The sequence below is a fragment of the Actinomyces slackii genome (assembly GCF_900637295.1).
In the GTDB taxonomy this organism is placed as follows: domain Bacteria; phylum Actinomycetota; class Actinomycetes; order Actinomycetales; family Actinomycetaceae; genus Actinomyces; species Actinomyces slackii.
On sequence record NZ_LR134363.1, the window covers coordinates 588,097 to 607,122 of the forward strand.

Here is a 19,026-nt window from a genome sequence, read left to right on the forward strand (position 1 = left end):
TCGCTCCTGTGCACGGGCCTTAGGCGAAGGGCTGCTTGACGGGGTTGATGTCCTTCTCCTCATGGACCTCCAGGCCCATGGCCCGGGGCGCCTGGTAGAGGCGGGGGGTGGCCAGGAAGCGGGCGCGGTGGCTGAAGGACAGGGGCATGGCCTGGGGGATGAGGGCCTTGATGACATGCATGCCCACCTGGCGGGCCTCATCGGTGGTCAGGTCGACGACGATAGCCTCGGCGCCGGCCCTCTCCAGGTGGGAGACAACCCGCTCCAGGGGGTCGCCCCCCTCGGGCAGGGCGCCCACCTGGGACAGGGGGCGGACCGGCCGGGGGCCCTGGAGGAGGAAGTCGAAGACGTGGCGCATCTGCGGGTCGGCATTGGCCAGGGCTCCCCCGACGACGGTGAGGTCCTGGTCGGTGACCTCCTTCTTGCTGCGGGGGTTGCGCGCATAGCTGCGCAGGGCGATGCGCAGGGAGGCGAGCTCGCGGTAGATCTTGGCCAGGGCCCGCTGGGGGTCCAGGTCGCAGGTGGCCGCCACGACCTGGGCGAGCTCGGTATCGTCGCTGGAGGTCTGAACGGCGTAGAGCACGGGCACGCCGTAGTCGGTGGTGGCGTCGAAGAGATGGACCTCCAGCCCGGTGGAGGTGCCGACCCGGTGGTACTCGGCGGCCACGGCGTCCAGGGCGTCGGGGTCGACCTCCACGCGGGGAAGGCGCAGGCGCTGGAGCCAGGTCAGGGAGATCGAGTCCCGCTCGATGACCTCCAGCAGGCCTCCCAGGACGGCCTCGCGCAGGTCGGCGTGGGCGGCGGTGCCCGTGGAGACCGGGTTGGTGAAGAACTCGCTGGGGCTGTGCAGGGGGAAGTTGAGGTAGGCCAGGATGGCGGGGACGAAGACCTCACGTCCGCGGGTCAGGGACCATCCGCGCACCCAGCGGATGGGGACCCGGGGGTCGGGGTCCCGCAGGCCGCAGTGGGGGTCGGCCAGCTCGGTGGGCGAGCAGACCGGCCAGTGCTCGGGGCCGATCGCGCCCTCCCCCAGGCCGGCGGCGGTGTCCCAGATGAGCTCGTCCTCGCTCCAGGCGCAGGAGGAGTAGCGCTCCATGGACTCGACGATGGCGATATGACGGGCGCGGTCGGCGTCGATGGCCCCGCCGGCGCCGTCGATGTTGCCCGACTCGGCCCGGTGCCTCCACACGCGCTGGGAGTCCAGTGCGGCGGACAGGTCCCCCAGGAAGGCGGTCCAGATGGCGAAGACCGGCTCGCCCGCGGCCTGGGGGAGCTCGGCCGAGCGCGAGACCAGGCCGTAGGGGGACTCCAGCTCGGCCGCGCGGGCCAGGGAGGGGGGCACATCCTCAGTGAGTGCTGACCGGTGCATAGGCCCTCCTTATCCGGCCGCCTGGGGGCGGCGCTGTTCCTGCCGAGAGCCTGCCCGATGCGGCGGAGCGGCCGCTTCGGCCGTCGATCTACAGATGCTCCGCTGTTGGGAGGACCCACACTCATCCTTTTTCAGGAGCATCATGAGTTAATTGCGGAATCAAGTGATCCGTTGGTATCAGTGATCGGTTCTATTCAGGTATTTTGGTGACGTTCCCGGCCCGCCGCACCCCACCCTCCGCGGCGAGCACCGACATGACCAAGGAGAGACATGTCTTCCCGGCTCACTCCACCGCCCATCGGCGTCGCCCTGGTCGACGACGACGCCATGGCCCTGGCCCACCTGGAGTCCTACTTCACCACCGCCCCCGATATCAGGGTCCTGCTGGCCACCCGCTCGGCCGAGAAGGCCATACGGCTCCTCGAATCCCAGCAGGTCGACGTTCTCATCACCGATATCCACGTCCAACTGGGCGCCCTGGACGGGGCGGGGCTGACCCGTCAGGCGCTGGCGGCCTGCCCGCGCACCGGCGTCATCCTGCTGACCACCACGGACACCGACGATGACCTCATGGTGGGCCTGCGCGCCGGTGCCAGCGGATTCCTGCTCAAGAGCGCCTCCGCTGAGGAGATCATGGCCGCGGTGCGCACCGTCCACTCCGGGGGCAAGGTCGTGGCCCCCGCCAAGACCGCCCGCCTCATCGACCACGCCCTGGCCTCGATGCGCACGGCCGACGGCAGTGTCGACCTCTCCGATCGCGAGCACGATGTGCTGCGCCTGCTGTGCGACGGGGCCTCCAATCGCAAGATCGCCTCGCGGCTGTCCATCTCCGAGGCCACGGTCAAGACGCATGTCTCCGTGCTGCTGCACAAGACCGGGGCCTCCTCGCGCCTGGAGATCGTCGTGTGGGCCTTCCGGCACGGCTACGCCTCGCAGCTCCGCCAGCCCGCCGAGCCCGTGAGCACGCCCTGCTGACCCCGGGGCGCGCTCGAGGGTGGGCCTGGCGACCCATCGCATGCCGCTCAGCGCAGGGCTCCCGGGTCGCGCCAGCGACCGCCCGGCCTCAGGAGCAGCTCCGGATCGCCAGGAAGATCAGCACCAGCATGACCCAGGCCAGCACATTCGTACAGCCGCTGCCGCTCTGGGACTTCTGCGCGCCCTTGGCGGGGCGTCCATCGTCCTTCTGCTCCGGCCCGCCCGCTGCCGGGTGAGGCCTGGGCACGGCGGGAGGCGGCGCCACCCCGGGCAGGCCGGCCTGAGCACCGGGCGCCCCATAGGTCTGCCCATAGGTCTGCGCCCCATAGGTCTGCACACCGTAACCGGGCGCGCTGCGGTCCGGCGCACCGGCCTGCGCGGGCCCGCCGGGGACGGGCGCCGGGACCTGAGAAGGCGCGCCAGGCCTGGTGGGGGGCTGCTGCGAGACCGAGGGCGGGCCCGAGGGCCTGGGGGCCGGTCGCGCGGCACTGGCCGACCGCGACGCGGCGGGACCGGCACCACCGGGGCGACCGGTCTTCCCGCTGTCGGCCTCCTGCTCGGGCGGGTCGGCCCGGCTCTCCGTCTCATCAAAGAGCGGGGAGCCCATGAGCGGGTCGCCGATCACGGTGCCGAAGGGGTCGGGGTCTGCGCCTATGTCGGAGGGCTCCCAGCCGAAGGGCGCCAGGGAGTCCTCATCGGCCCGGCGCTCGCCTCCGGGGCGCTCGTCGTCGGCGGCCTCAAGGCGGATGATCCACTCGCGCAGCTCCGGCGAGCAGGCTGGGTTGTCGACGATGACGCGGCGCAGCTCCGGATGGTTGCCGGCCAGCACCATGAGGCTGCCGGTCGGCGTGCCGGGGTCCTGTGCGGTGGCGAGGGCGGCGCGATCACGGTCGGCGAGGGCGGTCATGACCTGAGCATCCCATGAGCCGCAACCGCAAGCAGTACCCCCTGGGGGTACTTGACCGTCATACCCCCGCGGGGTATGGTCCCCATGCAGTCCGCAGACGTCGAGGAGGCTGGCATGGCCGGATACAGCGGGACCAAGGAGGACCACCTGGGGCGGCTGCGCCGCATCGAGGGCCAGGTCCGCGGCATCTCCCGCATGGTGGAGGAGGATGTCTACTGCATCGACGTCCTGACCCAGATCGCCGCGGCCACCAAGGCCCTCCAGGCCGTGGGTCTGGGACTGCTCCAGGAGCATATGAGCCACTGCGTCCTCCACGCCGCCCAGACCGACCCCCAGGAGGGTCAGGACAAGATCGACGAGGCCTACCGGGCCATCGCGCGACTCGTGCGCTCCTAAGACCGCACCCATCTCACGAATCACCGACAAGGAGCAGTATCATGGCCGACTTCACCGACACCGGCATCGACCGCACCACCACGCTGAAGGTCTCAGGACTGACCTGCGGGCACTGCGTCGCCCACATCACCGAGGAGCTTGAGGCGATCGAGGGGGTCAAGAACGTCTCCATCCTGCTGAACAAGGAGGGGCAGTCCACCGTCACGGTGGTCTCCGACGTCCTGCTGACCGACTCCGCCCTGGCCCGGGCCATCGACGAGGCCGGGGACTACACGCTGGACGCCGTCGAGCGCGACGAGCCGGTGGCCTGAGGATCCCCATGAGCGGCGCCGATGCCAGGGTCGTCGACCTGACGGTGGGCGGGATGACCTGCGCGAGCTGCGTGGCTCGCGTGGAGAAGAGACTCTCCCGGCTCGATGGGGTTGAGGCCTCGGTCAATCTGGCCACCGAGTCCGCCCGCCTGGTGGTCAGCGCCCCGATCACCGACGCCGAGCTCATCGCCACGGTGGAGCGCGCCGGGTACACGGCCTCGGTGCTGGAGTCATCCGACCCGGCAAGCGCTGCCGCAGTCACAGCAGCCGCAGCCAGCACGGCAACAACGGCAGCCGCAGCAGTCGCGGCGGATGCCGAGCCGGATAAGGCCCGGCGGGCCGGCGGAGAGCAGGGCCCGCCAGCAGGGCCGCAATCCGCGGGAGCGGACCGCCGGATCGAGAATGCCGACCCCATCGCCGCCCAGGGGTCGACGGCGCAGATCGGGGCCTCCCATGCGGCACGGGCCGACGAGCTGCGCATGCGCCTGGCCTACTGCCTGACGCTCTCCGTGCCGGTGATGGCCATCTCCATGCTTCCGGCCCTCCAGTGGCCCGGCTGGCAGTGGGCGGTGGCGCTCATGGCGCTGCCGGTGGCCACCTGGGGGACCTGGCCCTTCCACCGCACGGCTCTGGCCGGGCTGCGCCACGGCGCCCTGACCATGGACACCCTGGTGTCCCTGGGGGTGATCGCCTCGACCGCCTGGAGCCTGTGGGCCCTGATCCTGGGGGGCGCGGGTCAGGTCGGGATGCGCATGTCCATGGAGCTGCTGCCCCGTGGGCAGGGCCACCACCCCCATATGTACTTCGAGTCGGCGGCCTGGATCACCACCTTCCTCCTGGCGGGCCGCTATGCCGAGGCCCGCGCCAAGCACCGCTCCGGGGATGCGCTGCGCGCCCTGCTGGAGCTGGGGGCCAAGGAGGTCACTCGGGTGCGCCCGGCTGACGCGGATGCGCCCGGGGGCAGGGTCGAGGAGCGCATCAGCATTGAGGACCTCATGGTCGGCGACCTGTTCGCGGTGCGCCCCGGGGAGAAGATCGCCACGGACGGGGTGGTGGTCGAGGGGCGATCGGCCGTGGATGCCTCCATGCTGACCGGCGAGTCCGTGCCCGTGGATGTGGGCGTGGGCCAGGAGGTCACCGGCGCCACGGTCAACACCTCCGGCGCCCTGCTGGTCCGGGCCACGGCCGTGGGGCGGGGCACGACCCTGGCCCGCATCGGCGCGATGGTGGTCCAGGCCCAGGCGGGCAAGGCCCCCATCCAGCGCCTGGCCGATCGCGTCTCCGGGGTCTTCGTGCCCGTGGTCCTGGTGATCTCCGCGCTGACCCTCATCGGCTGGCTGGCCGTCGGCGGCGGGGCGCAGGCGGCGGTGACAGCGGCGGTGGCGGTGCTGGTCATCGCCTGCCCCTGCGCCCTGGGCCTGGCCACGCCGACGGCGCTCCTGGTGGGCACGGGCCGGGCCGCCCAACTGGGGGCCGTCATCAAGGGCCCCGAGATCCTGGAGTCCACGCGGGCCCTGGACACGATGGTGCTGGACAAGACCGGCACGGTGACGACGGCGCAGATGAGTCTCGACGCCGCCGCCAGCGCCGGGATCGAGCCCGTCGAGGCGGACTCGGGCAGCCGGGCCGTCCCGATCGCCGCCGATCCGCTCATCCTGGCGGGGGCGCTTGAGGCCTCCAGTGAGCATCCGGTGGCGGCCGCCATCACGGCCGCGGCCCGCGAGCGCGTCGAGGCGATGGGGACCCAGCTGCCCGCCGTCGAGGACTTCGTCAACCATGAGGGCCGGGGCGTGAGCGGCCGGGTGAGCGCCGGCCACCATGCCCATGAGGTCGCGGTGGGCCGCGCATCCTGGATCGCCGAGCGCGGTGCGGGGCTTGGCGAGCCCCTGGTCGCGGCGCTGGAGGGCGCCGAGTCCACGGGGGCGACGGCCGTCGTCGTCGCGGTGGATGGTGAGCCCGCCGCCGTGCTGGCGGTGCGCGACACCGTCCGCGACTCCTCGGCTGCCGCGATCGCCGCGCTGCGGGACCTGGGGATCCGCCCGATCCTGCTGACGGGGGACAATGCGCGCGCCGCCGGCCATGTGGCGGCCCAGATCGGGATCGACCCGGGCGATGTGCGCGCCGGGGTGATGCCGGGGGCCAAGCGCGACGTCGTCGCCGAGCTCCAGGGCCGCGGCGCGGTGGTGGGCATGGTGGGCGACGGCGTCAATGATGCGGCCGCCCTGGCTCAGGCCGGGATGCAGGGGCTGGGCCTGGCGATGGGGTCGGGCACGGATGTGGCCATCGAGGCCGCCGATATCACCCTGGTGCGCGCGGATCTGGAGGCGGCGGTCTCCGCCGTGCGGGTGAGCCGGGCGACGCTGCGCGTCATCAAGCAGAACCTGTTCTGGGCCTTCGCCTACAACGTGGCCGCGATCCCCCTGGCGGTCGCGGGCCTGCTCAACCCCATGATCGCGGGGGCCGCCATGGCCGCCTCCAGCCTCATCGTGGTGAGCAACTCCCTGCGCCTGCGCCGCGCGGGCTGAGGCTGTTCATCGTGGGCCTGCCCGAGGGTGCGGGGCGCGTGGATGCCGCCCAGGAGCCGTTGGTCTCCCCCGAGGGTCGGGACCAGGCCAGCCCCGCCCAGCGCCCGGGAGCCGAGCTGCGCACCGGTCTGCTGCGCTGTGGGGAGCATGATGCGGAGGGCTGCCTTGTGGGGCAGCCCTCCGCATCATGTCATGGCGCGCGTCTCAGTGCCTCTGAGGCGGTCTCAGTTCCGCCGGCGGGAGTGGGCCCGCAGCAGCGCCAGGCCTACCAGGACGGTCCCACTGCCCAGGAGGGCGGGAACAACGGGGCTGGTTCCGGTGCGCGCCAGTGCCGGGCGGTCCTTGGCGCTACCGCTGCCCGCTGAGGGCGCACCAGCACTCGCCGAGCCGGCGGGCGCAGGAGCCGACGACGGTGCCGTCGCATTCCCATCCGCCGAGGGGCTGGGCGCGGGAGCGGGGGCCTGCGTGGTGGCCGAGGGAATGGGCTCCGGGTTGGGGGCCTGCGTGGTAGCTGACGGGTTCGGCTCCGGGCTGGGGGCCTCGGTGGTGGCCGTGGCGGTGGGCTCCGGGCTGGGCTCGGGGCTGGGGGCCTCGGTGGTGGCCGTGGCGGTGGGCTCCGGGTTGGGTTCCGGGCTCGGGGCCTGCGTGGCCGTAGGGCTGGGCTCGGGGCTGGGGGCCTCGGTGGTGGCCGTGGCGGTGGGCTCCGGGCTGGGCTCGGGGGCGGGAACGGGCGTGTAGGTGTTCTCGATCTCGGCGCGGGCCGTGGCGCCCGCCGTGATCGTCACCGTGGCCTGGCCGAGCTCGGAGAGCGTGTAGCCCTCGATCTCGGTTCCCTCGCGCTGCTCGACGATCGTGCACGTGGTGTCCTTCGGCAGTGAGAACCCGGCGTTGACGGGCTGCCCGTCCGCGCGGACCCTCATCGAGCCCGAGGTCTCGTCAGGGTCGGTGCACGTGTAGGTGAACACGAACTCCCGATCACCCGCATCAGCCCCCGTCACCGTCTTGACCACGGCGAAGTCACCGCGAAGCTCGGCATAGTGGTTATTCACCGTCACAGTCGGGTTCCCCCCATCACCGCGCGTCGCCCTCACCGTCGGCGGCTCACTGGTCGACGCGCCACCATTGACCGAATAGGACGTCGTCAGAGCAGCACCTTGGACCGAGGCGTCCTCCTCCGTAATGACGCAGTCACTCTCAACAACCGTCGTCTTCACCGACTCCCCGGCCTTGACCTCGACCACGCCGTCCATCACCGCACCACCATCGGTTGTGCACGAGTAACCAACCCGATAGGTCTTGTCCCGCACCGACTCAAGGTCATCGCCGGACACCACCTTCGACACCGTGAAATCACCCCACACCACATCATACCAGAGATACAGCCTAGAAATAATTGACGGATCCGAGGTCAGATACTTGGTTGCAATCGGTGGCTCCATGTATTCAAACGTGAATCCAGGTACGTGCACATCCTTTTCATCGACGATTCGGAATCTACAGTAGTCGTTCACATCGCTGCGCGAGGGGAAATCGAGGCGAGTTTCTTCGCGGTTCTTCACCGTCACCTTTCCCTCCGCGAAAGGGCCTTCGTCCTCTTTGCCACTTTCGTAACACTCGTACGCGAATGTGGAGGTTGGGTTGGAGCCAACGAATGCTGTCGCTGAGATCTCATTGGTGTCACCGGTAGCCAAATAAACGACACGCAAGTTGAGACCCACCCAGTCCTGGGCGGTGGCCGGCGGGCGCCCCGCAGGGATGAGAACCGCGACGACCAGGAGCGCAGCGACGAGCAGCGCGCCACGGCGGCGCGAACCACCGCTCCGGTCCCGGCCACGGTGTGCGCGCCCTGTGATGAATGCGGGCAGACCTCGCATCGATGCTCCATTCAACAAGCCAACAACAAAGCAACGCCGCATCGCGCACGCAGCCACGAGGCGCTGGCGCAGGGAGTCGCAGCGCGCCGGGGAAGCACGCCACCAACCAGGCTACCCACCAATCCCCATCCCGCACACCGCCCCCGGGTCACGAATCAGACGCAAAACGGTCACATCTCTCAAACACCCTCTCCCATGTTGGCCACCCAATAGTTCAGAACACCCGAACGATTGGATTATCGCCGAGCTCTGAGCATGAAAACACCGCGACGTCCGAAGCCTCACCCGGCGCCCACAACACATACGAACTCAGGGATTCAGCCCTGGGATATGCGACGTTCGCTCCGACTTGGTATCAGGTGGTGAAAGCAACGAGGAGGCAGCCTGGCCAACACAAAACACTGCCCGAAAATCATCCCGTACTCCAGTGGTGCGCCATTGCTTGGCGGCACCAGGAGCAGCATGCGGGGGGCCGGGCAGTGCGCCCGCCCCCCCCCGCACTGCGGTGGGACCGCGTGTCAGCCGGCCTTGATGAGGTAGTCGATCACTCCGTCAATGTCCTGCTGCAGGCGCTCCCTGCGCACGAAGTGCCCATCGGGCTCCTCGTAGCGCTCATGGGGGATTCCCGCGGCCTCCAGCGCCCCGCCGAACTCGCGCTGGGTGGCCAGAACGACGGCCTCCTGGTCCAGCGGTGCAGTGCCGGCGACGAGGAAGATGCGTTTGCCCCGGTAACTCTCGATGCGCTCCATGGGGTTGTCGGCGCTGACACGAGCCTCATCCCAGGGAACCCCGTAGACGGTGCCGCCCAGGAGCTCGGCCATAGACGTGGTGTTGGCCCAGTCGGTGACCACGTGCCCCCAATCGCCGCGAAGATTGGCGGGTCCCGAGTGGCTGCTTACCGAGGCGAAGTGGCCGTAGTACTTCGCGGTGTACTTCAGCGCCCCGAAGCCGCCCATGGAGAACCCGGACACCGCCCTGCCCCCGGCCTCGGGGATGGTGCTGAGGTTGGCATCGATCCAGGGGATGAGCTCATCCATGTGGAAGCTCTCCCAGTTGCGCATCCCCGCATTCGAGGTCACGGGGTTGGAGTACCAGCCCGCGATCCCGCCGTCGGGCATGACCACGATGAGATCGCGCCCTGCGGTGAGACCCTCGATGTCGTCCTCCTTGAACTTCTGGAAGTTCTGCCCGCCTCCGTGCAACAGGTAGAGCACGGGGTAGCGCCGAGCGGGGTCATAGCCGTCCGGGAGGAGCACGTTGACGCTGGGATTCCAGTCGATGGACGGGGTTGAGGCCAGGACGTACCGCATACGGCCATGAGTCCTGTCGTCGATGGCCTCCATCCCCGCGGCGTGGGCGGGTGCGGCACCGACCAGGCTCCCGCCGACACCCGCAACCGATGCCGTGGCCAGAACGGCGGAGCCTTTGAGCATGCTGCGGCGGTCTATCCGGATTCGGGTTGGTTGGCTGTGCTTGGTGCTCTGGGGCATGGCGCCTCCTTGTGTGTGGCTCGCAGCGGGGCAGCTGAGCATGCCCCGCATTGGACTCATTCCACTGCACTGGATCGCATCCAGTCAGGAACAACGGTTCTGAGCGATATTGATCCAGTTCTCGTGGAACGCGTCATGGACGCTACCCCATGGAATATTCTCGGTGCAACCCGTGAGTCAAACGTCCTCTGGCCTGCGCATACCGCGCCCCGGCGCCGGGCCCGCTCGTGAGATCTGAGCCCCATGGGGCAGTCTCCCCATACCGGCCCCTGGCCCGACAGGGGGCGATCTGCCCATCGCAGGCGCTCCAGCCCTGCGGGCTCGTACCGCCACATGATGAGCGCTGGCAGGTCCGCTCGTAGAATCTGGCTCATGACCGATCTGTCCCACGGCGCCGGCACGCGCCAGGATCCGCCCGTGGCAGCGACTCCCTCCACGTCCCCGGTCGGCATTCCAGCGATCGGCGTGACCACCGCCGTCGAGCCCTCCCCCACCCCTCAGCCCGCCTCGCCCCGCTCCACGGCGCTCCTGGTGGATGTGCCCACCCGCCGCCTGCGGCGCACCGAGGACCTGCTCGACCTGACCCTGACGATCCTGGGGATCGGCGCCGTCCTCATCCTGGCGATCTACGCCCGTGAGACCACCACCGGGGTGACGGAGGATGTCCAGAACGTGCTGGCCTCCGTCCTGCGCCAGATCGTGGTCTTCCCCTTGCAGGCCATTGAGGGCCTGGTCGCCTTCATCATCCCCCTGGCGGTCCTGCTGGATCGCCTCCTGCGCCGCTCGTGGCGCTCCACCGGTGAGGCGGCCCTGGCCGGCATCGCCGGCTACTTCCTCACCCAGATGAGCGTGGCCGCGATCGCGATGTGGGCGCCCCAGACTCTCATCGCGGGGCTGACCGTCACCCCCTCGGGCAAAGCGCAGGTGGGCATCTCGGCGGTTCTAGCAGCCCTGGCCGGGCTGCTCACCGGGGCCGGTGACCGCCATGGCTCCACCGTGGTGCGCACCGGCTGGGGAGCGCTGTGGGTGGTCATCGGCCTGGCGGTGCTGCGCAGCGCGCTGACCCTTCCCGGCGCCATCCTCTCCGTGCTGCTGGGCCGCCTCATCGGACTGGTGGCGCGATACATCTTCGGAGTCGAGGATCGCCGGGCCCACGGCATCACCCTCATCAGGGCGCTGCGCCGGGCCGGGATCGACGCCGAGCGCGTCGTGCGCATGGACCGCGCCGATGCCAGCGCGTGGATGGTGACCACCACGGCCCCCCTGGGCTACACCGTGCAGGTCCGCGAGAGCCCGCTGACGGCGCCCCTGCCCGACCAGGACGATGAGCGGCAGATCGGGGAGGATTCCCCGGGTGACCAGGAGCCGCAGGAGCCGGCCAACACGATCACCCCGGCCAGCGACGTCGACCTGGGCTCGGTTCTCCAGGAGGCTTCGAACTCTGCCCTGTCCCATGGGCGCGCCTCGGTTCACCGCATGTACGCCGTCTGGGACGCCGCCGGGCAGCGGCGCGACGTCACCGTTCTGGACGCCGACCGGCAGGTGGCCGGATTCCTCAGCACCGTCTGGGACCAGCTCCGGATCAAGGGGCTGTCCCCCGGGCGTGATCTGTCCCTGCGGTCCGCCGCCGAGCGCGCCGCGCTGATGACCCTGGAGGCCCGCCGCGCCGGCGTGCGCACCCCCGGCCTGCTGGGAATGGCCGAGGCTGAGGAGTCCGTGCTGCTGGTCACCGAGCATGTGGTGGGGGCCCAGTCCATCCGCGAGCTGGGCGAGCAGGTCAGCGACCGGGCCCTGGGCCAGCTGTGGGACCAGCTGCGCCGCGCCCACTCCGCGGGGCTGGCGCACGGATCGATCGACGCCTCCAGCGTCGTCGTCGACGCCGCTGACCGAGTCTGGCTGCTGGACTGGGACTCCGGGGCGACGATCTCCTCGGAGCTGTCACGGCGCGTGGACCTGGCCCAGGCCCTGGCACTGACGGCGCTGACCGCCGGGGTCGACCGCGCGATTCGTGCGGCCTCGCGCTCGCTGAGCACCCAGCAGCTGGCCTCGATCGCCCCCATGCTCCAGCGGGTGGTCCTGCCCCATGAGACCCGCGAGACCCTGGGCTGGCGCGGCGCCAACCGGCAGGTCCTCCAGGATCTGCGCGACGCGCTGGTGGCCCTGACGCCCACGGCTCACGCCGAGCCCGCCCGGCTCAACCGCTTCTCGGCGCGCACGGTCATCATGGCGGTGGTGGCCCTGGTGGCGATCTGGACGGTGCTGGCGCAGCTGAACTTCGAGCAGGTGGCGCAGGCCGTGTCGGCGGCCAATGTCTGGTGGATGCTGGGGGCGCTGGCCTTCTCCCTGGCCACCTATGTGGGGGCCGGTCTGACGCTGGTGGCCTTCAGCCCTGAGAGGCTCTCGGTGTGGAAGTCCACCGAGGTGCACCTGGCCAGCTCCGTGGTGGCCCTGGTGGCGCCCGCCGGGGTGGGCGGCGCGGCGATCAACCTGCGCTTCCTCAACCGCAAGGGCGTGCCGACGGCGACCGGGGTGGCCACGGTCGCGCTGGTCCAGGTGGTGCAGTTCGCCGTGACCGTCCTGCTGCTCATCATCCTGGCGGCCACAACCGGCCAGTCCACCGGCCTGACCCTGCCCTCGGGATGGGTGCTGGTGGCCGCCGGCGCCCTGGTGCTGCTGGTGGCCGGGGCTCTGCTGGTGCCCTCGGCCCGCACCTGGGTGTGGGCCAAGGTCGAGCCGACCTACCGTCAGGTGCTGCCCCGACTGCTGTGGGTGGTGTCCAATCCTGTGCGGCTGGCCGCCGGGGTGGGCGGCGCGGTAATGCTGACGCTCAGCTATGTGCTTGCCTTCAGCGCCAGCCTGTGGGCCTTCGGTTACACCCTGTCCTTCTCGGTGCTGGCCATCACCTACCTGGCCTCCAACACGGTGGGCTCCGTGGTGCCCTCCCCCGGCGGCATCGGGCCGGTGGAACTGGCCCTGACCGCCGGGCTCGTGACCGCAGGGATCCCCTCCGGCGTGGCCCTGTCCACCGCCCTGGTCTACCGCCTGGTCACCTTCTGGATCCCCATCCCCGTGGGCTGGCTGAGCCTCCAGCGCCTCCAAAAGCTCGGGGATCTGTAGAGCGGGTCAGCATGGCGGGCCTGTGTGTCCGCGGCGACCGTCGTTAGGCGGCCAAGCGGTTCAGTGCCCAACGGCAACTACGTCATGACCTGGGTGGACGCGCTTGGGTTGTGCGGCCGCAGAGCTGACATGGGGTCACCGTGGAGACATCTGGAGGCGGATGGTCTGGCGGTGGAGGTCGGTGTCGAGGAGCTCGATGCTGTGGGGCTGGAGGATGAAGACCCGCTTGGAGCCCAGGTCGGCCGCCTTGGCCGCTCCGGGCAGGCGAGCCGCCTGATGCTTGGCATAGATGGCCGCGGCCTTGAGGCGCTCAGTGCCGGTGGCCCCATGCACCGTCCCGGTCATCTGCAGAGAGACCAGGCGCCGCTCCCCCGAGCCGGGCGAGTCCACAATAAGGGCGGAACTGCGCGAGTCGGCCTCAATATTAGTGATATGCCGGGCGCTGGTCGAGGAGACGAAGACCAGGCGAGGCCCCGACATCGGGGCGAAGAAGCAGGGCGTCATCCGCGGCCCCTGCTCCTCATGGGTTCCCAGGATGCACAACTGGTGGGTGGCCAGGACCTCCTCCACGCGCGCAAGCACGACGCCGATCTCCAGTGGACCATCGGTCGTCCAGTTCACGGCGATCCCATCCTCTCTCAGCACAGCCGGGCGCCCTCCTCGGCGCGGGCAGCACCAGTCTTCCAGTCACGCAGGTACAGCGCCAACAGCAGCGGGCAACGACTCGCGGCGGATCTGCCGCCGAGGCGGGGCAAGTCGCCTCGATCGTCTGCCTCCAGTCCCGCTCGACGCAACGGGCCAGGCGGCGGAACAGGAATGCCCGCCAAACACCACTCACCCCAGGGCCAGGTATGGCACGGATCGCCCATGTGGGGTAGCCGATCGGAGGAGGAGCCGATACACGGATGGCGAGAAAGGCCGGTTACGACTCGAAGGGATTGAGCACGCGCAGCCCGGTGATGCCCGCGAAGTCCTTGATATTGCGCGTTGCGAGCACGAGGTGGTGGGCGAGCGCCACCCCAGCGATCTGCGCATCCGGAACGGAGGTCGCCATGCCCTGTTCTTGGCGCTCGGCTCGAGCGCGCGCGGCCAGGCGCGCTACCGCGGCATCAACCGGTAGCAGCCGGTCCGCGTACTGCTGCTCCACAACATCCGTCATTGACTCGTAGTAGTCACGACGGCGTCCTCGCGGCAGGCGCAGGTAGCCGAACCGCAGTTCCATGAGAGTGACGGCGCACAGGTAGGAGTCGACGGCAGCGGAGTCGTTCAGCCATGCCTCGACCTTCGGGTCCATCGTGGTGCGCATGGCCTCGGAGATGATGTTGGTGTCGAGGAGGAACATCAGTCGAGCTCCACCGCGCGGTGGTCGTCGTCGATGGTGCGCGGCGGCAGATCGAGGTCGATGCCGCCCTCGGCGAGCGCAAGGTCGCGAAAGGCGAGGGCGATGTTGCCGCGCCGCTGGCGACGGGTCGCGTCGTCGAGAATGGCACGGACCTCAGCCTCGACGCTGCGCCCATGCGCAGCCGCGCGCAGCCGCAAGCCCCGGTGCGTCGCCGAGTCCAGATTGCGGATCGTCAGCGTAGACATGACAGCAATGCTAGCATTGACCTGTGAGAGCAGGCCCAGGCGACTTCGGCGAGCGCTTACAGGACAGCCCGGGCGCCGCCAAGCGATGGATCGCCCGGGCTCCCAGGGCCCGTGCTGAGGGCTGACAACGTCAGCCTTGTGGACAAACGCTGGCGTATGATGGGACCCGCTCAGGGCAGTAGCCCTGCGAAATGAACCCGGCAGCCTTCCGGACGGTGGGCGAGCCGGGTCTCGCGCATGACACACCCAGTAGTCGACGCCCGGGCCGGCGAGATGGTCGCTCAGTCGTCCTGGACCGTGCGCCATCTCCCGACCCTCCGCCTCACAGCATGCAGGACACGCAACCCTCGACCTCGGTGCCCATGAGGGCGGCCTGGCGCAGGCGGATGTAGTAGAGGGTCTTGATGCCCTTGCGCCAGGCGTAGATCTGGGCGCGGTTGACGTCGCGGGTGGTGGCCGTGTCCGGGAAGAAGAGCGTGAGGCTCAGCCCCTGGTCCACGTGCTGGGTGGCCGCGGCGTAGGTGTCGATGATCTTCTCGGGCCCGATCTCGTAGGCGTCCTGGTAGTACTCCAGGTTGTCATTGGTCATGAAGGGCGCCGGGTAGTAGACCCGTCCGATCTTGCCCTCCTTGCGGATCTCCACCTTGGCCACGATCGGGTGGATCGAGGAGGTCGAGTTGTTGATGTAGGAGATCGACCCGGTGGGAGGCACCGCCTGGAGGTTGCGGTTGTACAGGCCGCCCTCCTTGACCCGGGCCGCCAGCTCCGCCCAGTCCTGGCGCGTGGGGACATGCACCGAGGACTTCTCGAAGATCTCCTTGACGCGATCGGTCACCGGCACGAAGTCCTGAGTCGTGTACTTCTCGAAGAACTCCCCGCTGGCGTAGGCCGAGTCCTCGAAGCCCACGAAGCTCTCACCGCGCTCCACCGCCAGCTCGTTGGAGGCGCTCAGCGCCGCGTAGAGCACGCAGGCGAAGTACACATTCGTGAAGTCCAGGCCCTCCTGGGAGCCGTAGAAGATGCGCTCGCGCGCCAGGAAGCCATGGAGGTTCATCTGCCCCAGGCCGATGGCGTGGGACTCGTGGTTGCCCCGATCGATGGAGGGCACCGAGGGCAGGTGCGTCTGGTCGGAGACCGCCGTGAGCCCGCGCACCGCAGTGCGGATCGTCTTGGCGAAGTCCGGGGAGTCCATCGTCTTGGCGATATTGAGAGAGCCCAGATTGCAGGAGATGTCCTTGCCCACGTGATCGAAGGACAGGTCCTCGTTGAGGCGGCTGGCCTCGGAGACCTGGAGGATCTCCGAGCACAGGTTGGACATGATGATCTTGCCGGCGATCGGGTTGGCCCGGTTGACCGTGTCCTCGAACATGACATAGGGGTAGCCGGACTCGAACTGGATCTCAGCCAGGGTCTGGAAGAAGGTGCGGGCGTTGATCTTCTTCTTCTTGATGCGCCCGTCGTCGACCATCTCGCGGTACTTCTCGGTGACGTTGATATCCGCGAAGGGCACCCCGTAGACGCGCTCGACGTCGTAGGGGCTGAAGAGGTACATGTCCTCGTTGTTGCGGGCCAGCTCGAAGGTGATATCCGGGATGACCACGCCCAGGGACAGGGTCTTGATGCGGATCTTCTCATCGGCGTTCTCGCGCTTGGTGTCCAGGAAGCGCATGATGTCCGGGTGGTGGGCGTGCAGGTAGACCGCCCCCGCGCCCTGGCGGGCCCCCAGCTGGTTGGCGTAGGAGAAGGAGTCCTCCAGGAGCTTCATGACGGGGATGACGCCGCTGGACTGGTTCTCGATCCGCTTGATGGGCGCGCCCATCTCCCGCAGGTTGGTCAGCAGCAGGGCCACGCCGCCGCCGCGCTTGGACAGCTGCAGGGCCGAGTTGATGCCCCGGGCGATGGACTCCATGTTGTCCTCGATGCGCACCAGGAAGCAGGAGACCGGCTCACCGCGCTGGGCCTTGCCCTCATTGAGGAAGGTGGGGGTGGCCGGCTGGAAGCGGCCGGTCATCATCTCCTCGATGAGGTCCAGGGCCAGCTGCTCCTCGCCGTCGGCCAGGGTCAGGGCCACCATGGTGACCCGGTCCTCGAAGCGCTCCAGGTAGCGCTTGCCGTCGAAGGTCTTGAGCGTGTACGAGGTGTAGTACTTGAAGGCGCCCAGGAAGGTCTCGAAGCGGAACTTGTGGGCGTAGGCCGCCTTGAAGGCCGACTTGACGAAGGCGGGGGAGTACTTCTCCAGGATGTGCCCCTCGTAGTAGCCCTCGGTCACCAGGTACTCCAGCTTCTCCTCCAGGTCATGGAAGAAGACCGTGTTCTGGTTGACGTGCTGGAGGAAGTACTGGCGAGCCGCCTCATGGTCGGCGTCGAACTGGATGAGGCCATTGGCGTCATACAGGTTCAGCTTGGCGTTGAGGGCGTGGTAGTCCATCTCCGGGGAGGACACGGTCTCCGAGCCGGTGTCCGTCAGCGTGTCTGCCAATAGTCTTCCAATCCTTGCTTGACGCGTGCAACGTCCGTCGGGGTGCCGAGCAGCTCGTAGCGGTACAGGAAGGGCACCCCGAGCTTGCTGGCGATGATGTCACCGGCCAGGCAGTAGGCCTCGCCGAAGTTGGTGTTGCCCGAGGCGATGACGCCTCGGCACAACGAGCGGTTGTGCGGGTCGTTGAGGAATGCGATGACCTGCTTGGGAACCGCCCCCTTGGCAGACCCACCACCGTAGGTGGGCACCACCAGGACGTACTCCTCCTCCACGGTCAACTCGCCCTCACCGGGGCGCAGCGGGATGCGGGCCGTTGGGAAGCCCAGCTTGCTCACGAAGCGGTGAGTGTTCTCCGAGGTGGAGGAGAAGTAGACCAGGAGGGGCTTGCTGCTCACAGCGCACGCCCCCCGGTTCAGACGGCGAGGACCTCGACGGCGGAGGCGAGGGCCTTGATCTTGTCCGGGCGGAAGCCGGACCAGTGCTCGCCACCCGCCATGACCACCGGGGCCTGGGCGTAGCCGAGGGCCTTGACCTGCTCCAGCGCCTGAGCGTCCACGGAGATGTCCACCGTCTCGTAGGGCAGGCCGGCCTTGTCCATGGCGCGGTAGGTGGCCGTGCACTGGACGCAGTTGGGCTTGCTGAAGACGGTGATGGACATGGCAGTCTCTTCCTCGGGTTCCTGTGGCTGGGCCGGACCGTCCCTGGAGGGGGAGAGCACCGGTGTAACCACATGCTTGTCATTCACGGAAGGCCTGGATGCCCCCGTTGAGCAAGACACTACCCCTAGGGGTCGATCGGGTCCACCACCCCAACATGATGTGTCTGACATGGCCCTGTGCACAGCGAGCTCCCCCCTGTGGAAATCATCCCAACCGACTGTGGAGGGATCGTGGACAGACTCCAGAACACTTCCTGAGAGCGTCCTGGATGCCTGCTCCTCAATCCGCGGAACCATGGTCTCTCAGGGGTGTGACATGAATCGGGCCTCGTCACCACAAGCGCTCCCCCACCCCCGCCCCCTCCTCATCCCCACGCTGGGGAAAAATCCCTCGAACTCATCTGCGCCCCGGCGTGTCTCCGGCGTGTCGCCTCCGACCCACAGACACGAGCCCCGAGCGGCGCGCCTTCCCACCCGCACCGCCCAGCCGGAGCGGGCCAGATCAACCCATACCTGACCCATGCTCCTTTCACAGGCTCCTCATTGACTGCGCGCCTTGACTCATCACTGTCAGCCCGAACGGGCCACGCAACACTCAGGAGTCACCCCTCATGTCCGCCCTCCCCCATATCGCCGCCGACCTCATCGCCCTGGCCATCCTCGTGGGCGCCCTCTACGCCCCGCGCCACAGCCGCAAGGACCTGACCGCCGCCTACATCGGCGTCAACATCGGCGTCCTGGCCGTCACCCTCCTGCTGTCCACCGCCACCGTGGCCGCCGGCCTGGGCCTGGGCCTGTTCGGCGTGCTGTCCATCATCCGCCTGCGCTCCACCGAGCTGAGCCAGCACGAGGTCGCCTACTTCTTCGCCGCTCTGGCCCTGGGCCTGCTCGGCGGCATCAACTCCGCTCCCCTGGCCCTGACCGCCACCCTCATGGCCCTGGTCGTCGCCTCCCTGTTCATCGGCGACCACCCCGCCCTCATGCGCCGCCACCGCCACCAGGTCATCCTGCTCGACCGCGCCATCCCCAACGAGACCGCGCTCATCGCCCACCTGGAGCGCACTCTGGGAGGCCGCGTGCGCTCGGTGGAGGTCCAGCGCCTCGACCTGGTCAACGACACCACCATGGTCGACGTCCGCTTCCAGCTGCCGCGACCCTCCCACGCCCTGCCGCCCACCGACATGGTGCTCCCGCCCGCCGTCTCCCCGACCGCGAGTCCGGCCGAGACCTGGGCCGGCGCCCAGCATGCCGTCGCCGCGAACTGAGCCGGCCCCTCGCCGCCCACGACCAGCACGAACCGCCCGGAATCCAGCCACGCGCTCGCAGAGAGGATTGCCC

General features: G+C 69.1%; 16 protein-coding genes. 6 read left to right on the forward strand and 10 right to left on the reverse strand.

Features of this window, described 5'->3' with window-relative positions; translation table 11 throughout:
* Nucleotides 1–19: 19 nt before the first annotated feature.
* On the reverse strand, nucleotides 20–1,369 hold the full coding sequence (locus EL266_RS02420; protein WP_026426216.1) for a YcaO-like family protein: 1,350 nt from the start codon (nucleotides 1,367–1,369) through the stop codon (nucleotides 20–22).
* A gap of 270 nt (nucleotides 1,370–1,639) precedes the next feature.
* Here EL266_RS02420 and EL266_RS02425 point away from each other — a divergent pair, with 270 nt between their 5' ends.
* Nucleotides 1,640–2,344 carry a response regulator gene (locus tag EL266_RS02425; protein WP_034514609.1) on the forward strand — a complete coding sequence of 235 codons (705 nt, stop codon included), beginning with the start codon at nucleotides 1,640–1,642 and terminating at the stop codon, nucleotides 2,342–2,344.
* Between the two features lie 88 nt (nucleotides 2,345–2,432).
* Here the strand turns inward: EL266_RS02425 and EL266_RS02430 are convergent, their stop codons facing one another.
* Nucleotides 2,433–3,251: a variant leucine-rich repeat-containing protein gene (locus EL266_RS02430; protein WP_026426217.1), complete on the reverse strand. Its 819-nt coding sequence runs from the start codon at nucleotides 3,249–3,251 to the stop codon at nucleotides 2,433–2,435.
* A 114-nt stretch (nucleotides 3,252–3,365) separates the two neighbouring features.
* Here EL266_RS02430 and EL266_RS02435 point away from each other — a divergent pair, with 114 nt between their 5' ends.
* From EL266_RS02435 to EL266_RS02445, 3 genes are read left to right on the forward strand one after another with little or no spacing between them, the layout of a single operon-like run.
* Nucleotides 3,366–3,647: a metal-sensitive transcriptional regulator gene (locus tag EL266_RS02435; RefSeq protein WP_026426218.1), complete on the forward strand. Its 282-nt coding sequence runs from the start codon at nucleotides 3,366–3,368 to the stop codon at nucleotides 3,645–3,647.
* Between the two features lie 41 nt (nucleotides 3,648–3,688).
* On the forward strand, nucleotides 3,689–3,958 hold the full coding sequence (locus tag EL266_RS02440) for a heavy-metal-associated domain-containing protein (RefSeq protein WP_026426219.1): 270 nt from the start codon (nucleotides 3,689–3,691) through the stop codon (nucleotides 3,956–3,958).
* Nucleotides 3,959–3,966: 8 nt separating this feature from the next.
* A complete protein-coding gene (locus EL266_RS02445; RefSeq protein WP_034514610.1) occupies nucleotides 3,967–6,483 on the forward strand; it encodes a heavy metal translocating P-type ATPase in 2,517 nt (838 codons plus the stop codon).
* Nucleotides 6,484–6,707: 224 nt separating this feature from the next.
* Here the strand turns inward: EL266_RS02445 and EL266_RS02450 are convergent, their stop codons facing one another.
* Together EL266_RS02450 and EL266_RS02455 are read right to left on the reverse strand one after the other, a co-directional pair.
* Entirely contained in the window at nucleotides 6,708–8,399 is a 1,692-nt protein-coding gene (locus EL266_RS02450) for a DUF5979 domain-containing protein (RefSeq protein WP_331852940.1), read from the reverse strand.
* 476 nt (nucleotides 8,400–8,875) lie between these two features.
* Nucleotides 8,876–9,847, reverse strand: a complete 972-nt coding sequence (locus EL266_RS02455; RefSeq protein ID WP_026426222.1) for an alpha/beta hydrolase — start codon at nucleotides 9,845–9,847, stop codon at nucleotides 8,876–8,878.
* 372 nt (nucleotides 9,848–10,219) lie between these two features.
* Between EL266_RS02455 and EL266_RS02460 the strand changes: the two genes are divergently transcribed.
* On the forward strand, nucleotides 10,220–12,964 hold the full coding sequence (locus EL266_RS02460; protein WP_026426223.1) for a lysylphosphatidylglycerol synthase transmembrane domain-containing protein: 2,745 nt from the start codon (nucleotides 10,220–10,222) through the stop codon (nucleotides 12,962–12,964).
* 135 nt (nucleotides 12,965–13,099) lie between these two features.
* Here the strand turns inward: EL266_RS02460 and EL266_RS02465 are convergent, their stop codons facing one another.
* The 6 genes from EL266_RS02465 to nrdH all read right to left on the reverse strand — a co-directional run bounded on the left by EL266_RS02465 (nucleotide 13,100) and on the right by nrdH (nucleotide 17,688).
* Nucleotides 13,100–13,585, reverse strand: coding sequence for a pyridoxamine 5'-phosphate oxidase family protein (locus EL266_RS02465; RefSeq protein ID WP_169719933.1), 486 nt, complete (start codon nucleotides 13,583–13,585; stop codon nucleotides 13,100–13,102).
* A gap of 301 nt (nucleotides 13,586–13,886) precedes the next feature.
* Nucleotides 13,887–14,306 (reverse strand): PIN domain-containing protein, encoded by a 420-nt coding sequence (locus tag EL266_RS02470; RefSeq protein WP_026426225.1) that lies wholly within the window; start codon nucleotides 14,304–14,306, stop codon nucleotides 13,887–13,889.
* Nucleotides 14,306–14,551, reverse strand: coding sequence for a FitA-like ribbon-helix-helix domain-containing protein (locus EL266_RS02475; protein ID WP_051280929.1), 246 nt, complete (start codon nucleotides 14,549–14,551; stop codon nucleotides 14,306–14,308). Before EL266_RS02475 ends, EL266_RS02470 begins: the two co-directional genes overlap by 1 nt.
* Nucleotides 14,552–14,873: 322 nt before the next feature.
* The gene (gene nrdE / locus EL266_RS02480; RefSeq protein WP_026426226.1) at nucleotides 14,874–17,030 is read right to left on the reverse strand and encodes a class 1b ribonucleoside-diphosphate reductase subunit alpha; all 2,157 of its coding nucleotides are present in this window, start codon (nucleotides 17,028–17,030) and stop codon (nucleotides 14,874–14,876) included.
* Nucleotides 17,015–17,425 carry a class Ib ribonucleoside-diphosphate reductase assembly flavoprotein NrdI gene (gene nrdI, locus EL266_RS02485; RefSeq protein WP_026426227.1) on the reverse strand — a complete coding sequence of 137 codons (411 nt, stop codon included), beginning with the start codon at nucleotides 17,423–17,425 and terminating at the stop codon, nucleotides 17,015–17,017. Before nrdI ends, nrdE begins: the two co-directional genes overlap by 16 nt.
* Nucleotides 17,426–17,442: 17 nt before the next feature.
* Nucleotides 17,443–17,688 (reverse strand): glutaredoxin-like protein NrdH, encoded by a 246-nt coding sequence (gene nrdH, locus EL266_RS02490; RefSeq protein WP_026426228.1) that lies wholly within the window; start codon nucleotides 17,686–17,688, stop codon nucleotides 17,443–17,445.
* Nucleotides 17,689–18,299: 611 nt separating this feature from the next.
* Between nrdH and EL266_RS02495 the strand changes: the two genes are divergently transcribed.
* Nucleotides 18,300–18,953: a DUF4956 domain-containing protein gene (locus EL266_RS02495; protein WP_084500439.1), complete on the forward strand. Its 654-nt coding sequence runs from the start codon at nucleotides 18,300–18,302 to the stop codon at nucleotides 18,951–18,953.
* The last annotated feature ends 73 nt before the right edge of the window (nucleotides 18,954–19,026 follow it).

Excerpts from the sequence above, each read along its gene's own strand:
- EL266_RS02420 (WP_026426216.1), bottom strand. The coding sequence starts at position 1,369 with ATGCACCGGTCAGCACTCACTGAGGATGTGCCCCCCTCCCTGGCCCGC.
- EL266_RS02425 (WP_034514609.1), top strand. The coding sequence starts at position 1,640 with ATGTCTTCCCGGCTCACTCCACCGCCCATCGGCGTCGCCCTGGTCGAC.
- EL266_RS02430 (WP_026426217.1), bottom strand. The coding sequence starts at position 3,251 with ATGACCGCCCTCGCCGACCGTGATCGCGCCGCCCTCGCCACCGCACAG.
- EL266_RS02435 (WP_026426218.1), top strand. The coding sequence starts at position 3,366 with ATGGCCGGATACAGCGGGACCAAGGAGGACCACCTGGGGCGGCTGCGC.
- EL266_RS02440 (WP_026426219.1), top strand. The coding sequence starts at position 3,689 with ATGGCCGACTTCACCGACACCGGCATCGACCGCACCACCACGCTGAAG.
- EL266_RS02445 (WP_034514610.1), top strand. The coding sequence starts at position 3,967 with ATGAGCGGCGCCGATGCCAGGGTCGTCGACCTGACGGTGGGCGGGATG.
- EL266_RS02450 (WP_331852940.1), bottom strand. The coding sequence starts at position 8,399 with ATGCGGCGTTGCTTTGTTGTTGGCTTGTTGAATGGAGCATCGATGCGA.
- EL266_RS02455 (WP_026426222.1), bottom strand. The coding sequence starts at position 9,847 with ATGCCCCAGAGCACCAAGCACAGCCAACCAACCCGAATCCGGATAGAC.
- EL266_RS02460 (WP_026426223.1), top strand. The coding sequence starts at position 10,220 with ATGACCGATCTGTCCCACGGCGCCGGCACGCGCCAGGATCCGCCCGTG.
- EL266_RS02470 (WP_026426225.1), bottom strand. The coding sequence starts at position 14,306 with ATGTTCCTCCTCGACACCAACATCATCTCCGAGGCCATGCGCACCACG.
- EL266_RS02475 (WP_051280929.1), bottom strand. The coding sequence starts at position 14,551 with ATGTCTACGCTGACGATCCGCAATCTGGACTCGGCGACGCACCGGGGC.
- nrdH (WP_026426228.1), bottom strand. The coding sequence starts at position 17,688 with ATGTCCATCACCGTCTTCAGCAAGCCCAACTGCGTCCAGTGCACGGCC.
- EL266_RS02495 (WP_084500439.1), top strand. The coding sequence starts at position 18,300 with ATGTCCGCCCTCCCCCATATCGCCGCCGACCTCATCGCCCTGGCCATC.